Raw genomic sequence first — 16034 nt, forward strand, 5'->3', positions numbered from 1 at the left:
GACGGGGCCCAGAAACCGTGAACCGGTAGATCTTTACCGGTTCTGAAGAAAAGGTGAGCGAGTTCTGGAGCGGGGCGCGTTCAGGCTGGAGTGGCACGCACCGATTCCGGGCCGCCGACTTCACCAGGAGTACGCTGCCATGGCTCTCTCGCACGACGGCTTCAAGCCGTCCCTCCCGCGGGCAGGTTCGGTACACGCACGCGATCACGGTCTCAAGCGGGCCCGCAGCCTGACCCGGTGGATCGCTCTCGCCGCGATGACCATCGCAGCAGCCCTGGGCACCTTCTACACCCAGCTTCTTCCAGGAAGCCCCGGCTCCGCCGACCCGGCGGGCCCACCCGCCCCGGCCTCATCGACCAGCATCCGGAACGACGATGACGATGCCATCGGCGAACAAGCCGGGCAGCGCGGCGAGGAAGAGGATGAGGACGAGGACGAGGACGAGGGCGCGGCCCGTATCGAACAACAGACGCCTCAGCCGCCGGTAGAGCCGCCCACCGCTACACAGCAGCACCCCGACACCATGACGGGCGCATCATGACCACCCGCGCGACGACGCCGTCCCCCGCCGCGGTCGCCTTCCCCGCGCTCGGCACCACGGCCGCAGTCCTGGTGACCGACCCGCACGCCCTGCCCACCGCGGAGTCGATCCTGCGCGCCGAACTGGCCACCATCGACATCACCTGCAGCCGGTTCCGGCCGGACTCCGAACTCAACTACGTGAACCTGCATGCAGGGGTCCCGACGAAGGTCAGCGAACGTTTCGCCGAGGCCCTCCTGGTCGCACTGCGTGCCGCTGAAGTCAGCGACGGAGCCGTCGATCCCACCGTCGGCTGCGCGGTGACCGCCCTCGGCTACGACCGCACCTTCGCTTCCTTGCGACCCGACGACTCCCGCCCCCTCCCCGTGGCCCGGCCCGCGCCCGGCTGGCACAAGGTCGCTTTCGACCCGCGTAGCCGGCGGCTGCTTCTGCCGGCGCACGCGCGCCTCGACTTCGGTGCCACCGCCAAGGCCCTCACGGCCGACCGCGCGGCCCTGCACACCGCTGTCACCACCGGCTGCGGGGTCCTCGTCAGCCTGGGGGGCGACCTGAGGGTCGCCGGCGCCGCACCCGAGGGCGGCTGGAGGATCGGCCTCGCCGACGACCACACACTGCCAACCTCGGCGCCGGGCCCGGCAGTCACGATGACCGGCGGTGCGCTCGCCACCTCCGGCATCGGGGTACGTACCTGGCGACGCGGCGGACGCATCGTGCACCACATCGTCGACCCGGCCACGGGCGAACCCGCCACGCCTGTCTGGCGAACCGTCACCGTCGCAGCCGCCACGTGCGAGGGCGCCAACACCGCAAGCACCGGGGCAATCGTGAAGGGTGACAGGGCTGTTGACTGGCTCCACCAACTCGGCCTGCCCGCACGGCTGGTGGACCTGGACGGGAGGGTCGTACAACTCGGCGGCTGGCCGCCGGACTCACCGGCCTCCCCCTGCGAGGGCCCTCGATGACTGCACTGGCCGTCACGGGCAGCCCTTTGTGGTACGCGAGCCGGGCGAGCGGCACCCTCGCCGTGCTGTTGCTCACGACCACCGTGGTACTCGGCATCGCCTCCGGCAATCGCTCCGTGCCTCGCCGGATGGGCCGATTCGAGATCGGCCTGCTGCATCGCAACCTGGCCCTGCTCACGTCGGCGTTCCTCGCGGTGCATGTGGTGACCGCCGTCTTCGATCCCTTCACCAGCCTGGGGTGGACGGTGGCCGTGGTGCCCTTCGTCGCGTTCTACCGCCCGTTGTGGCTCGGGCTGGGCGCGGCCGGGCTCGACCTGCTGCTCGCGGTGCTGATCACCAGCGTGCTGAGACAGCACCTGGGAGCCAGGCGCTGGAAGGCGGTGCACTGGTTCACGTACGCCGTCTGGCCGCTCGCCCTCTTCCACGGGGTGGGAAGCGGTACCGACATTCAGCTGCCCCTTCAACTATGGCTCTACGCCGGTTGTCTTGGCACCGTTGTCGGGGCTGTGTGGTGGCGGCTGGTGAGGGCCGGCCCCGGACGGGTCAGCGTGCGCATCGTGGCGGCGGTGGTCACGACCGCCGTACCGGTGGTGCTCACGATGCTCCTTGCCACCGGGCCTCTGCAGTTCCGCTGAGCCAGCCGCGCCAGGAGACGACACCGGCCCGCGTGTGGCTGCGCCGGAACCGTCCCCACGACCAAGACGCCACCGTGAGTGGTGCGTCGCAAGCCTTGAGGCATCCCCGGCCACGCCACTCGCGGGGGCGCAGCACACGGCTCACCGGCCACCGGCGAACCCTGTGATCACCCCCTCACGCTCAGTGCCCAGCCGTGGACCTTTGAGCGATGTGTGAAAAGCAGGAGACTTATGATGTTTGGGAGAGATGCCGGGTAGGTGCCGCTGTGACGGGCGGCGGAGGCTCCGGCATCTGTACGCGGATCGGTGGGCGACATGGGAGTGGCACCAACCGGGCTGGCAGGACGTTCCCAGGAGCTGCGGGAGCTGGACACCGCCATCACCAGGGCCTCCTCCGGACTCGGTCGCGCCGTCCTCGTGGAAGGCGAACCGGGGATCGGCAAGACCGCGCTGCTGCAGGCAGCCGCGTCCCGTGCGCGGGAGACCGGGCTACGGGTGCTGTACGGGTCGGCGGAAGAGCTGGAGCAGCGTCTTCCGTTCGCCGCGATCGGGCGGTGCCTCGGTATCGACACGGCCCGAGCCGACCCGCAGCTGCGCGCGCTGGCCGGGCAGATCCGCGGCGAGGAGCGGCCCGACGGCCTCCCGGGACTCGAAGCGGACTTCGCAACGGTGGAGGCCATCCTCGCCCTCCTCGACGACTGGTGCTCCGCTGGCCCCGTGGCACTGATGCTCGACGACCTCCAGTGGGCGGACCACGGCACGCTCGTCCTGCTCAACCAGCTCGGTAAGTCCCTCCCCATCCTGCCTCTGGTGCTGATCACGGCAGCCCGCCCCGCCGCGGCCGGCAAGGAGCTGGAGCAGCTGCGTCACAGTCTCATCGGCCGCGGCGCCGTGCTCGTGGAGGTCGGGCCGCTCGGCGAGCACGCGGTGTCCCAGGTCGTAAGTGGTCTGCTCGGCGCGCCCGCGGGGCCCACGCTGCGAGAGCTGTTGCGGGACGCGGCGGGCAATCCGCTCTATGTCACGGAGATTCTCGGTGCTCTGGAGCGGGAGCACGCGATCCGCATCATGCAGGGGTCGGTGGAGGCCGACACCTCCGCCGTACCGGCCTCGCTCGGCTCCGCGATCGTGGGGCGGCTGGACTGGGTGTCTCCCGAGGGGCTGGAGGTTCTGCGAACGGCGTCGCTGCTCGGCTCGGGCTTCACCGTTCCCGAGCTGTCGACCGTGACGGGTAAACGGGCCGCGAAGCTGGTGGACTCGATCACCGAAGTCGTCCGCTACGGCCTGCTCAGAGAACAAGGCGAACGGCTGGTGTTCCGCCACGACTTGATCCGGCAGGCGCTGTACGAGGCGGTCCCCGCGCGCGCCGCCTCGCACAGCGCCGTGGGCCGTGCGCTGGCCAGAAGCGGTGCCCCGGTGGAACGCGTCGCGGAACATCTGCTGATGAGCGCCGATGGGGGCTGGGAGGCGCTGGTCGACTGGGTGGCCGACCACGCCGCGGTGCTGACCCTGCGCGCGCCGAGTCTCTCCGTCGAACTGCTGCAGCACACACTGCACGTTGCCAGGCCCGGGAGCCAACAAGCCGGTCGCCTGGCGAGCCTGCTCGCGTCGGCACTGCTGTGGGCGGACCGCGCCCCGGAGGTTCAACCGCTGGCCGAGCGGGTCCTGCCGCACATCCACGATCCGGCACAGCGGAGCGAACTGCTCTGGATCGTGGCCCAGGCGGACATCGCCTGCGGTCGCCCGGACCGCGCCGCGCAGCGGGCCGGGGACGCCCTGGTCTCGGGAAGCCTCTCGCCCCCCGAGACCCGGCGGTACCAGGCCTTTCTGTCCACCTGCCTCTTCCGCCTCGGCGATTTGGAACGGGCTGTGGCCGTGGCGGAGGAGGTCCGCCCCGCCGCCGCGCGGCACGACGAGTACTACGCCACGGTCGACGCCCTTCTCACCATCGCGATCGTGCGGATGTTCCAGAGCCACTACGCGGAGGCGCTGGACGCCGCCGACCAGGCGCTGCGGAACGCGCCGGGACAGGCCGTACCGGCGTACAGCCTCATCGGTCTCTACCTCATCCGTGGGCGCAGCCTGTTCGAACTCGACCGAGCCGAGGAGGCACACCACTCCACCGGGGAGGGCATGCGAATCGGTGAGAGCAGTGGGGCCATGATGCTCATGCTGTGTCATGCCAACCGGGCTGCCTTCATGTTCCATTCCGGCAGTTGGGATGACGCGCTGGCCGAGGCCCGGGTCGGGCTGGAGCTGCCGGACTACCTGAGCAGCAAGACGCCCAGGGCGCTCCACGGTCTCATGGCGCTGATCGCCGGGTTCCGGGGCGACTTCGCGACCGCCGACGCGCGCATCGCGGAGGCCGACGCCGCCACCGCGTCGTCGCCGACCATCCCGTTCTTCGAGTACCTGCCCCGCTGGGCGAAGGAGGTACGGCTCGAGTCCCAGGGCAGACGACACGAGGCGCTTGCCGACCTGTTGGAGGGGTGGCGGCGGGGCTTCGGCCCGTTCAGAGGCGTCGGGCTGCTTTTCCGGGGCGTGGACCTGGTACGGCTGGCCGTGGATCTCGGTGAACTCGACACGGCACGGGAAGTCATCGCGGATGCGGAACGCAGCGAGGGTACGTCGGGTTCGACACCGCGGTCCCGCGCCATCGTGGACCACTGCCGGGGGCTGGTCGACCGGGATCCCGAGACCATCGCCGCCGCTGCCGACTACTACTGGCAGACCCCATGGGTGTTCTCCCGGGCCCAGTACTACGAGGACTACGCCGCGGTCCTTGCTGGGGCAGGTCGCCTCAACGAGGCCCGGACCCGGCTCGACCAAGCGCTCGACGCCTACGGTCGGATGCGCGCCGACTGGTCCATCAGGTGTGCGGAGGAGCGGCTGGAGGCCGCTGGTCTGCACAGGAGGCGATCCGATCGCAGGCGGCGGCCCGCCAGCGGCTGGGAGGCTCTCACCGATACGGAGCACAAGATCGCGGAATTGGTGGCGCAAGGGCTCTCCAACCCGGCCATCGCCGCCCGGATCCTCATCTCCCGCCGGACGGTGCAGTCGCACGTGTCCAGCATCCTCGGCAAACTCGGCCTCACCTCGCGCGTCGAGCTCGCCACCGCCATGACCCGGCAGCGCTGACCGGCAGCGCTGGCCGGCCCGCCGCCGCGGGGACTCCGCCGTCGACTGCGGAGCCCCGTCAGAGGCCGCGTCCGATGCTTCCCGGACAGCCATGCCGTGGGGGGCGCGGATGGTGCATTGGAGGAGCGCACGAAGGCAATGTGCTGCTAATACCTCACCATGCTTTCCCCAACTCCTCCGTGAACAGGACCGGTTGGGGCATCGCTTCGTTGCCGGGTGCGGTTCCAAGGGGGGCAGGCGATGGAAGACCGGGAGACTATGGCCCAGCGGTGCGCTGCGGCTGATGAGGCGGACCCGACGCCTTGTCAGGGAGCATTGTCGGCGGTGACGGTGGTCACGGCGGACGGGAGAGAGATCACCGGCTGTGTTCAGCACAGCGTGCGGCAGCTCGCCAGCCTGGAGGGCGCCCGGTTGCATCCGGTGGCAGCGCTGCTGCCATGGGTGTTGGACATCTACTGCCGCGCGGCGGAGCTTCCGCCCTTCCCATGGCAGATCGGACTGTAGCGCGGAACGCGTCCGGGCTCCGGACACGCATGACCGGTGCGCGCCGGCGGTGGGGGAGTGGAAGTGCCATCGGAAGATCGAACGCCATGGCCAGGCCGCAACGCCGTAGTGATCGGGAACTGCCGGACGTCCGGGGTGATTTGGACGAACGGGGTGACGCAGCAATATTGTCGGCCGCTGCCGTGCGGGCTGCCGTTGCTTCCCCAACTGGTCACGCGGAGATACCGTCTTCGGGGTTTGGAAGGCGCATGGCGACGAGTCCCCGTTCGGGGCGACGTTCGACGGCTCCGGCTGGTCGGACATCAAACCACTGCATGTCACCGGCGGCACCGTACTGCTGAGCGACACCCCATCGCTCATCGCCTCACAGTCCGGCCTGACCATGGCCTACCGGGGCACCCGCGACGATTCCCGCATCTTCCTCGCAGACTTCCGGCCCGGGGGGAACTGGTCCGCGCCCCGCCATGCCGTTCCGTCTGACGGCGCCATCCTCACCAGCCACGGCCCCGCCGTCGGCACACAGTCCGGGGCGCCCACACTTGCCTGGAAGGGAGTGGAGGGAGACCAACGGGTCTTCTCCGCGGCCCAGGACGGCCAAGGCTGGGCCGTACCCGACCTGATCAACCTAGGCATCAACTCGGCCGCCTCGCCTGCCATGGCTCCCTGGATTGCGCTTCACCCCTAGGGGATTTCGCAGCACTGACCGATGGCTGGCCGAACCCAGCGCGGCCGCGCGGCTCGCTGTACACGCCTGGTGGCCCTCCGCGGACAGCCCACGCTGGTCCTGGTCGTCATCGATCTTCGTCAGTGGCGCAACCACGGATGTTGGCACAAGGGTGGTCGGTCAACGCTGGATCCTACGGCTCACTGGGGCATTCCGCCGCCACAGTCGGGGAGTTCTCGTGGTCCGTCCGGTTTGATCACTTGGTGTCCAAGGTGGCACAGGGCGCGACGGGTGGTGGGTCGATCCGCCTGGGGCAATGAGTGGCAGAGTCCCCCTGCTATGGTGCGCCGATGTCAGCGATCAAGAAGTTTCAAGTCACCTTTGACTGCGCAGAACCTGAGCGCCTCGCTCGCTTCTGGTGCGAGGTGTTGGGGTACGTCGTACCGCCGCCACCGGAGGGGTTTGCCACGTGGGACGATTTCAATCGTTCGCAGCCACCTGAGCAGCGGGATTCATGGTTCGCCTGCATAGATCCCTCGGGTGTGGGCCCGCGACTGTACTTCCAGCGTGTCCCCGAAGGGAAGGCTGTCAAGAACCGGGTGCATCTTGATGTGCGGGTCGGCACCGGTCTCGTGGGTGAAGCGCGCCTCGCAGCACTTGAGGCCGAATGTGCGCGGCTGGTCCCGCTCGGCGCGGTACACGTGCGAACGCTGTATGACGGCAATGATGCGTGCATCCCGATGCTGGACATCGAAGGCAACGAGTTCTGTATCGACTGAGCATCCTCCCGAGCCGGAGAGGTGGGGAGCCGCCTGTGTTGGACCTCTGGTCTCGTATGGGGCGGGAGTCAACCCGTGAGGGCGAGGTTGTGCAGCCGGGCGATGTCAAGCATGACGGTGTGAACGCCGTCGCCTTTCGGACGGCAGTCGCGAAGGGTCTTCCAGGCCTTCATCCGCGCGAAGTGGTGTTCGAGGCGGGCCCGTTGAGGTGGGAGGCGTTGTGCTCCTCCTGCCAAGCGGGCAACTCGATCTGCCCCCGTTCACGGCGGTAGGGGATGAGCAGGCCGGTGCCCCGGTAGCCGCTGTCCTCGATGACCGTGGCCCGGCCGACGGCGGCCTTCGCACCGGAATGCGCCCACGCCTTGCCGCGACCCGGGCAACCGGGACCCGAGTGGCACAAATGGGCTAGTCGCCTGAGACTTATCTGTGCGCCTGGGATTGGACGGTTCGCGCGAGCAACCAACCTCCCTTCGAAAGCGTTGGACGCTGCCGTGAAAATTTACGGAGGTGTGTATGTCCACGCTCACCATGGAAGAGTCAAGGCCCATCAACGCGTTCCACCCTGATGACGGCTCGTACACGGCGTATCCCACCTCCACTGTGCACGTCCAGATCAAGGGACTCCAGATCCCCCCTCCACCCGAAGGTTGGGACGTGTGTGTCCATGTTGGGCTCACCCGCCACGAGGCTGAACATGCGGAGATAGGGATCATGTCGGTCACCAAGGTTGGCCTTGGGCCGGATCTGACGTTCGACCCGTGGGAAACAGCTGCCTACGGCCAAATCCTCGGGTTCACGGTAGGGGCGTACGCCCGCCATGGCGCCGTACGGGGCTGGTGGCTCTGGCAGCTGTGGAAGACCTGACACAGTGAATCCTCCATCGCGACGAGGTACTCGGCGCACAGCACCGTACGAAGCTCCAGCCGCGTGACCGCTCGGTCCGGAACCCGGGGGCGTGGCCCCCCCGGGTTCCGGAAAAATGGCGCCTCTTGTCGAGGCCGGCGGACAGATGCTCCGAGGTGAGTGGCATCACCTGTCCGGCCGGTCACGGGGCTACCGGTTGACGGACTTGAAGTTGCGGGAGGCGTCGGTGGCCTGGCAGTGCGTGGTGTTCCGGCTGCTGGACAGGGTCAGGGTCAGGCTGTTGGGGTTGGCGCAGTAGTTGTTCTGCCGACCTTCCTGGGCGACGTTCTGCTGGAACAGGCCGAGAACACTGGAGCCTCCCTCGGCTCCGGCGCCGCCGCCGAAGTCCGCGGTACGAACGTTCACGGAATGGTCGGTCGTGCCACAGTGCGTCCGGTCGCGGCTGCCGGTGAGCGTGGCGTCGCCACCGTTGGGGTTGGCGCAGATGTTGTTCTGCTTTCCCTCTTGGGCGATGTTGCGCTGGAAGATGTCGCCAGTGGTGCTGGAACCGCCCTCGGCCCGGGCACCGCCGCCCTTGACCAGAGCCTTGTAGTTGAGGGAACCGTCCTTGTTGCTACAGCGGACGGACAGCCGACTCCCGGTCACCTCCACCGAAGAATCGTCGGTGACGCCGTTGGGGTTGTGGCAGTAGTTGTTCTGGCGCCCCTCCTGGGCGGCGTTCTGCTGAATCACCGTGGCCGTTCCGGAGCCGCCGCTCGCTTCGGCACCACGCCCGCGGTAGAAGGTGTGCACGTCGGCGGACACATCTTTGTTCCGGCACTTGGCCTCGACGCGGCCGCTGACGAGGTCGAGGTCCCTGTCGTTGGGGTTGTCGCAGCTGTTGTTCTGCCGTCCCTCCTGAGCGATGGTCTGGGTGTTGAGGTTTGTGCCGGTGGTCGATCCGCCCTCGGCCTTGGCGCCGCCACCGTGGACGAAGGCGTACTTGGACAGGGAACCGTCCTTGTTCACACAGTGGCCGGAAAGACGCCCCCCGGTAACCGTGATCTCCGTGTCGTTGGGGGATGAGCAGTTGTTGTTCTGCCGGCCTTCCTGGGCGACGATCTGCTGATCCACGTCGACGGTCCCGGAGCCACTCGTAGCGGCCGCCCCTCTCGTCTTGGTCACGCTGCCCTTGTTGTGCGAGCGGTCCCGGTCGATGCAGGCGGCCGTGACCTTGCCACCGTCCACAGTGAGAAGGCCTGGAGCATTGCTGTCGGCACAGTTGTTGTTCTGACGGCCCCGCTGAGCAGTGTTCTGCTGGGCCACACTGACCTCACCCGAACCGCCCTCGGCGACCGCCGGGCCCTGATGGACCCTGACGAACTTGTTGAACGAGTCGTCCACGGTGACACACTTCGCCGACGCCCGCGCGCCGTTCAGCGTGACGATCGGGGGCTCTTCGTCATCGTCGGCGTTGGTGTTGGCGCAGTTGTTGTTCTGCCGACTGGACTGGGCGGAGTTCTGCTGAAACACGGAGCCGCCTGTGGCCGAGCCACCCTCTGCACGAGCCCGCGGACCGTCCTCGGCGAATGCTGCTCCCACGCCCAGCGATGACCACCCCCCGGCCGCCAGGACCACCATGGCCGCCGCGGCAACCTTATGTCCGTGCTTATGCATTCCGGCCTCCTGTAGTGAATCCATCAGCTTTTGGATGACCGACCAACGAGAATGCCGACATTCAGGACATGGGGCGGAACGCGACTCCGCCCGAACAGCCGAAAACAAGGAATGGCGGTTGGCCCGCATCAGGAGGCGATCAGCCGCACGCACCGGCCCTGGAACATGTCGCGCCGAGGACAGCCACGCCGCCGGAATGCCGCCCGGGACCAAGGGATCAACCCCTGCATCGGCGGGGAGTCTCAACGCTCGCTGAATTCGGCCCCGGGTGCTCTCCGAGAAATGACCCTTCGTGGATAGGCCCAGCGAGGTGTGCTCGGTTCACCTTGGCGAGAAGTACGCGTCGTGGGCGGGCGCGGCAGGAGCCTGCGTTCGAGTGCCGGCCGCCTGCACCGGCTCCCCGGCGTCGCCCTCGTCGAGGTGGACTCGCCTCTCCACCCTGCCGAACCGCCCTTGCGTGGCGTCTCCAGGACGGTGGCTGCCCGGTTGCCGCCGCTCACAAGTCGGCCAAGTGGCGGATGTTACTCACGAGTTGGCTCCCGACGATGGGTGCCCGCGGAGGATGTTCCGCAAGGGTTCGCAGGAGGTGGCAATGAGTACGTACTGGGTGGACGCGAACGGCTTGGATGACGTGGCGTTCGGCAGCCGTGCCGGCGCACGGGACCACGGCGCCGTCGCCGACGCGTGGCGGGCGCGCGCATCGGCGGCGTTGGGCGCCTTCGCCAACGACGAGGACAACGCGAAGTTCGAGAAGACCTTCGGTGAGGTCAGGGCCACCGAGGTCCAGGTCTCCAGTCTCTTCGCGAATGTCGCCGACCGCATCGGCGGCGCTGCGGCCAACTACCAGGCCGCGGAAGCGTCGGCGAAGGAGGCGTCGGACCGGTTCCAGCAATCGTGATCGCACGACGCGCCGTTGGCGGCGTCGAGGCGGGAGGAGGAGACGACAGTGCCCTGCGGAAAACCACCGGGCAATCCGGCGGCGATACGCGACGCCGCCCTGGCGTACGAGATGTACGCCGATTCCATCGACCGTTTCTGGAGCACGGCCGATACCAGGGCCGGGGAAGCCTTCTCCGGATTGACCCCCGTACAACAGCGGATCGACGGTTCGCCCGTCTTTCAGACGAACACGGTATCGCTCGCGCAGACGTGGACCGGTAACGCGGCGAACCGGGCCGCCGGAAATCTGAGTGAGACACGGGTGCAGCTCAACGACTACACGCGCCGTTTGCGCGAATACGCCAAGCAACTCGCACAGTACGCCGACGAGTTGGCGAAAGCGCAACAGTGCCGCATCTGGGACGTCCTGTCCTGGGTCCTTTTGATCATCTTCACGGTGGTCGAGATCATCGTCGGGTTCTTCATCAGTGCGGTCATCTCGAAACTGCTCGAAATGGTTGTCCTCGGCGTCTCCCGGATCGTCTTCACAGCGAGCTTCCGTGCGGGCAGCCGCCTTGCCCTCAGCAGCGCTGCCCGCGCGGGATTCGGTGCCGGGACACGCATGCCGACCACCCTCGCCGGCGCCGGCGGGCGGGCATCCCTCCGAGTCCCGCAGGCTTTGAGAAGCGCTATGAGCGGCACCAGGCATCTCGATCCGGGCGGCTTCGTACGGGGCCGGAACTGGCATCCGCTGAGGAATCTCCTCCATCAGGAAACGGACGTGCCGGGCGCCGGGCAGAAGGGCCTCGGCTCCGTGTGGGACATCACGGAGGCGGAGGCGGAACAGGTGGAGGAGCAGGCGCTGCGCGGATGGCAGAGAGGAACGAAACTCAGCCTGAAGCCTCTGACGTCCGGCGGCAGTTACCTCATCAAGGACGCACTCGGGGTCCCGGGCTTCGGGGATCTCGCCCGACTGATCCGTGAAGGGCCCTCCGGTGGTTCGGACGCGCCGGGTTACGACACCTGGCGACGCGATCTTGTGCCGGTCGTCGCCGAGGCGCGCACCTACATCGACCAGCGCACGCGCGTACCCACGCAGCAGAAGTTCGCGATCGTGCTCGACATCGACAACACATCACTGGAGACGCACTACAACCCCTCACATCCCGTACCGGCCATTCCCGAGATGCGTGATCTGGCCGCATTCGCCAGATCCCGGGGGGTGGACGTCATGTTCGTGACCCACCGGCCCGCAGAGGCGAACGCCCTGACCTTGCACAACCTGCTGCACGAGGGCTATCCGGTCGACGGACTGTACAACCCGCACGTCCGGGAACTGGGCACCCCAAAGGGCGAACTGAAGCTCGGTAAACGCCTGGAGATCGAGAACCTCGGCTACACGATCATCGCCAACATCGGTAACACGCCGACCGATTTCCAGGGCGGCCACGCCGAACGGCAGTACAAACTCCCCGACTATGACGGGAAGTTGTCCTGATGAGAACAAGGCGGGAGGCCGCCCGCCCCGCCCGTGGGCCGCCTTGGTCGCTTTGCGAAAAACTGTTGGCACACCCCGGATCGAGCAACCTGGGCCGAATGAGCAAGGGGCTCTCGCTGGTGCCTGTCGTAAGATCGCGTTGGCCTGTCGTGGCCAGGAGACCGCCTTGGCTTGGGAGGACCGCATGAATCCAGTGGTGGTGACGTCCGCGGGCATGGTCCGCGGGACCAGCCGGGCCGGGATCGTGTGCTTCCAGGGCATCCCCTTCGCCGCGCCGCCCGAAGGCCCGCTGAGATTTCGGCCACCGGCACCACCACTGCGTTGGGACGGGATCCGGGACGCTGTCGCATTCGGGGCCGCGCCCCCGCAGCTGGCACCGGCGCCGGGGGCCCCGGCGATGTGGCGGCCCGGCGACGGGCTGGACTGCCTAACGGTGAACGTGTGGACCCCCGACGCGGGTGCGGCTGGCCTGCCGGTCATGGTGTGGATCTACGGGGGCCTGTGGAAGCACGGCTCGGCAGGCATGCCTCACTACGACGCAACCGCGCTCGCCGGCTCTGGAGTCGTCGTAGTGACTTTCAACTACCGGGTCGGCTTCGAGGGCTTCGGACACCTGCCCGGTGTCCCGGACAACCGCGGGCTGCTCGACCAGGTCGCTGCCCTGGAATGGGTCCGGGACAACATCGCCGCCTTCGGCGGTGACGGCGGCAATGTGACCGTTTTCGGACAGTCCGCCGGAGCCTCCTCCGCCGTCCTTCTCATGGCCGCACCGGCAGCACGGGGCCTGTTTCGACGAGCAATCGCCCAAAGCATCCCGGCAGGTGCCCGCACCCGAGAAGAAGCCGAAACGGTCACTGCCACGATCGCGCAGGCCGCGGGGGTCCCGGCGACATGGGACGGGCTGGCCGGCCTGCCGCCCGAGGCGCTCCTGGCGCTCCAGGACACTCCGTTGCGCGGCCGCACAGACGGCTTCACCGCTTTCGGGCCCGTCGTCGATGACGACCTGGTGACCGGACAGCCCTGGACCGCCCTCGAAGCAGGTACGGGCCATGATGTCGATCTCGTCTGCGGGTTCACGCACGAGGAGTACCGGGGCCAGGGCCCGCTTCCCGCCGCAGGAGTCGATCTGGGGGCGGTCGCCGAAGCCCTCGGCCTCGGCAAACCGGCGGGCACCGCGTACCGCCGGGCCTACCCGACGCTCACCGACACAGACCTGTTCACGGTCCTGCTGTCCGACGCGCTCATCCGGATGCCGACCACCCGGGTCGCCCGGGCCCACGCACACGCAGGGGGCCGCACCTGGCTGTACGACTTCACTTGGGAAGGCGCCACACTGGGAGCCGCCCACGGCATCGACATCCCGTTCACCTTCGGCAACGCCACCAGCCGCTTCGCCACTCGGTTCCTGGGCTCACCACCGCCCCCCGACTTCGGTGAACTGTCCGGGCAACTGCGCACCGCCTGGACCTCCTTCGCCACACACGGCGACCCAGGATGGCCGCGCTTCACCCTGGACCAGCAGACCACCAGGCTCTGGAACCTCCCGCCCGCCGATACCGCCTACCCGTTGGAAGCATCCCGGCAGATCTGGGACCGCACTGCTCCTGCATAGCACCGCTCGGCGCACAACACCGGACGAAATCAGCGAGCGGGACCTGGGCACCGCATGGCAGACCGGACCGACACGAGGTTGCCCGTGCCGTCCGCGTGTTGTCCGCCCGCATGACGGGGGTCCAGCATGAAGTCCTTCCGGTTGCGCGTGCTGCCTCCGCCGCCGGCCGGCGCTGCTGCCCCCGGTTCGCATTCCTCGTGCTACGGGCGATTCAGCCGCTGAACGGGTCAAGCTGAACAGGACACCCGTGTCCGGTCTGGTGTCTGCGCCGTTGACCAGCGGTGAGGTAACGGTGACGGCCACCGAATCCGGGCCGTCGCGTAGATCGACAGAGATCGACCGACCCAGGAGGGGGCGTTGTGCACGCAGGCAAGGTGAGGGCCGTGGCCATCGGGGTTTCTTCCGTCATCAGCCCTCTGACCGCCGTTACGGCCATGGCAGCACTCGTAGCCCTCGCCACCCCGGCACCGGCTGCTCCGGCGGAGACCCCGGCGGCAGTCCGGGCCGCCTCGGTCAGCGGCCCTGGGACGCTCGGCAGCCCTGGCACCCACGCGGTCAGCCAAGCACCGGCGAAAAGGGAACCAACCGCCCAGCAGGCGGCGAAGGATCCGGAGGACAACGCCGCGGCGACCGATGAGCCCATCAGGGGCGAGGAGTCCTGGGACGCCAGGAAACTCGGACGTAATCACCTCACCACCCCCGTGAATTACCCGATGAAGCCGCCGGTTGGCGGTGACCACCACCCGCGGTGGATGAACTGCGACGGCAACGTCTACGACAAGCCGATCCCCGAGGGGAACGCCGTGCACTCGCTGGAGCACGGCGCTGTGTGGGTGACGTACAACCACAGGGCCCCAGCGGCAGACGTGCACAAGCTCGAGGACAAGGTCGCCAGGACCTCGTACGCGATGATGAGCCCGGTGAAGGACCAGGCCGGGGCCATCATGCTCACCGCCTGGGGCAAGCAGGTGACGGTCGATGGAGCGGACGATCCCCGGGTGGACCAGTTCCTCACCAAGTACGCGCAGGGCCCGCAGACACCCGAGCCGGGAGCCACTTGCACGGGCGGACTGGCCGAATGAAACGGACTTGGACCAGGGCCCGCGGGCTCGCAGTCACGGCCGCCGTGCCGGTGCTGCTGTTGGCGTCCGCGGGTGCGGGCGCTGTCGTGTCCGCGGGCGGCGACGACAGCCACCGGGCCGGACATGACGGCACGGCGGCCATCCCCGCGCCGGACTCGGCCGATGCCGGCTTCGCCCGTGACATGGCCGTCCACCACCAGCAGGCGGTGGAGATGTCCTTCATCGTCCGCGACCGCACCCAGGACGAGGAGGTCCGGGGGCTCGCCTACGACATCGTCAACACCCAGGCCAACCAGCGCGGCATGCTGCTGGGCTGGCTGGACCTGTGGGGACTGCCGAAGGTTGCATCCGGAACAGTACCGATGGCCTGGATGACTTCCGGGAGGAGTGAGGGCCATGGCGATCACGAGGACCACGAGGACCACGAGGACCACGAGGATCCTGGCGGTCACCAAATTCGTGAGGGTTCACCGATGCCCGGTATGGCCACCCGGACGGAGTTGGAGCAGCTGGCGAAAGCGAGCGGCAAGCAGGCCGAAGTGCTCTTCCTGCAGCTGATGACCACTCACCACAAAGGTGGTATCGCGATGGCACGGGGCTGCACGGACCTGTGCAGCGTGCCGCAGGAGAAGGCTCTCGCCCGGAAGATGCTCGACGCCCAGAAGGCCGAGACACACCTGATGGTCGACATGCTGAGACAGCGGAACTCTGCGCCACAGCACTGAGGATCCACCATCTTGAAGGCCGGCTCCGCCTTGACTTCTCCCGTCGGCCGGGCACTTCAACAAAGTGCACTTGAGTGGGGGAGCTGTGCTGGCCCAACGGCCGTCTACCTCGGGGCCGCGCGGGAGTCGGTCTGCTCCACAGCGTCGCCGGATTGCTTGAGTTGAAGCAACCACTAACCGGACAGTCACCTGCCTCGCCGCCGCACCGATGGTCCCCCGGAACGCACCGTGGTCCTCTCGTCGTCGCCGCTGCCGGTGGTTTCCTCCTCGCCGCGCTCGCCTGTATGCGAGGACTCGGTGGCAGCGTCGAACGTCCAGTGCGGAACGTACGTCCCGTGCAAGGTTTCCGCGGAGCCCACCTTTTTGAGGCTGTTCGGCGCGAACCAGCGGGACTTGGCCCAAACGCGCAGGTTGTCCTGCGCGCTCCGCTCATCGACCCGGAACGGCACCATGGCCTCGGGCACGATCCGGTCGGTCGCAGCGGAAGCGACCATGGGT

At 68.1% G+C, this 16034-nt stretch carries 13 protein-coding genes and 2 pseudogenes; 12 read left to right on the top strand and 3 right to left on the bottom strand.

All coding sequences use genetic code 11. From position 1 onward, the window contains the following. Positions 1-139: 139 nt before the first annotated feature. From AB0M26_RS26355 to AB0M26_RS26380, 6 genes are all read left to right on the top strand, one after another. Positions 140-541: a hypothetical protein gene (locus tag AB0M26_RS26355; RefSeq protein ID WP_365264611.1), complete on the top strand. Its 402-nt coding sequence runs from the start codon at positions 140-142 to the stop codon at positions 539-541. Next, complete coding sequence (locus AB0M26_RS26360) at positions 538-1503, top strand: FAD:protein FMN transferase (RefSeq protein WP_365264613.1); 966 nt, start codon at positions 538-540, stop codon at positions 1501-1503. Before AB0M26_RS26355 ends, AB0M26_RS26360 begins: the two co-directional genes overlap by 4 nt. Further along, positions 1500-2138, top strand: a complete 639-nt coding sequence (locus AB0M26_RS26365) for a ferric reductase-like transmembrane domain-containing protein (protein WP_365264616.1) — start codon at positions 1500-1502, stop codon at positions 2136-2138. The genes AB0M26_RS26360 and AB0M26_RS26365 overlap by 4 nt, the downstream gene beginning before the upstream one ends. Positions 2139-2453: 315 nt before the next feature. Beyond that, complete coding sequence (locus AB0M26_RS26370) at positions 2454-5273, top strand: AAA family ATPase (protein ID WP_365264618.1); 2820 nt, start codon at positions 2454-2456, stop codon at positions 5271-5273. Between the two features lie 324 nt (positions 5274-5597). Further along, the gene (locus AB0M26_RS26375; RefSeq protein ID WP_365264620.1) at positions 5598-5777 is read left to right on the top strand and encodes a hypothetical protein; all 180 of its coding nucleotides are present in this window, start codon (positions 5598-5600) and stop codon (positions 5775-5777) included. A 1014-nt stretch (positions 5778-6791) separates the two neighbouring features. Beyond that, entirely contained in the window at positions 6792-7220 is a 429-nt protein-coding gene (locus AB0M26_RS26380) for a VOC family protein (RefSeq protein ID WP_361006217.1), read from the top strand. 68 nt (positions 7221-7288) lie between these two features. Here the strand turns inward: AB0M26_RS26380 and AB0M26_RS26385 are convergent. Continuing rightward, positions 7289-7584, bottom strand: a pseudogene (locus AB0M26_RS26385) (IS5/IS1182 family transposase); the annotation flags it as partial. Positions 7585-7733: 149 nt separating this feature from the next. On the opposite strand from AB0M26_RS26385, the gene AB0M26_RS26390 reads away from it, so the two are divergent. Continuing rightward, positions 7734-8084 carry a hypothetical protein gene (locus tag AB0M26_RS26390; RefSeq protein WP_365264622.1) on the top strand — a complete coding sequence of 117 codons (351 nt, stop codon included), beginning with the start codon at positions 7734-7736 and terminating at the stop codon, positions 8082-8084. A 189-nt stretch (positions 8085-8273) separates the two neighbouring features. Here the strand turns inward: AB0M26_RS26390 and AB0M26_RS26395 are convergent, their stop codons facing one another. Continuing rightward, positions 8274-9740 carry a hypothetical protein gene (locus AB0M26_RS26395; protein WP_365264624.1) on the bottom strand — a complete coding sequence of 489 codons (1467 nt, stop codon included), beginning with the start codon at positions 9738-9740 and terminating at the stop codon, positions 8274-8276. 592 nt (positions 9741-10332) lie between these two features. On the opposite strand from AB0M26_RS26395, the gene AB0M26_RS26400 reads away from it, so the two are divergent. The 5 genes from AB0M26_RS26400 to AB0M26_RS26420 all read left to right on the top strand — a co-directional run bounded on the left by AB0M26_RS26400 (position 10333) and on the right by AB0M26_RS26420 (position 15536). Further along, the gene (locus AB0M26_RS26400) at positions 10333-10638 is read left to right on the top strand and encodes a hypothetical protein (protein ID WP_365264626.1); all 306 of its coding nucleotides are present in this window, start codon (positions 10333-10335) and stop codon (positions 10636-10638) included. 48 nt (positions 10639-10686) lie between these two features. Then, positions 10687-12117 carry an HAD family acid phosphatase gene (locus tag AB0M26_RS26405; RefSeq protein ID WP_365264627.1) on the top strand — a complete coding sequence of 477 codons (1431 nt, stop codon included), beginning with the start codon at positions 10687-10689 and terminating at the stop codon, positions 12115-12117. Between the two features lie 184 nt (positions 12118-12301). After that, positions 12302-13729, top strand: a complete 1428-nt coding sequence (locus tag AB0M26_RS26410) for a carboxylesterase family protein (RefSeq protein WP_365264630.1) — start codon at positions 12302-12304, stop codon at positions 13727-13729. A gap of 434 nt (positions 13730-14163) precedes the next feature. Then, positions 14164-14811, top strand: coding sequence for a DUF3105 domain-containing protein (locus AB0M26_RS26415; RefSeq protein WP_365264632.1), 648 nt, complete (start codon positions 14164-14166; stop codon positions 14809-14811). Beyond that, positions 14808-15536: a DUF305 domain-containing protein gene (locus tag AB0M26_RS26420; protein ID WP_365264633.1), complete on the top strand. Its 729-nt coding sequence runs from the start codon at positions 14808-14810 to the stop codon at positions 15534-15536. The genes AB0M26_RS26415 and AB0M26_RS26420 overlap by 4 nt, the downstream gene beginning before the upstream one ends. A gap of 185 nt (positions 15537-15721) precedes the next feature. Here the strand turns inward: AB0M26_RS26420 and AB0M26_RS26425 are convergent. Further along, positions 15722-16034: pseudogene (locus tag AB0M26_RS26425) on the bottom strand (hypothetical protein); the annotation flags it as partial.

It is taken from the genome of Streptomyces sp. NPDC051776 (assembly GCF_040681345.1).
Classification (GTDB): domain Bacteria; phylum Actinomycetota; class Actinomycetes; order Streptomycetales; family Streptomycetaceae; genus Streptomyces.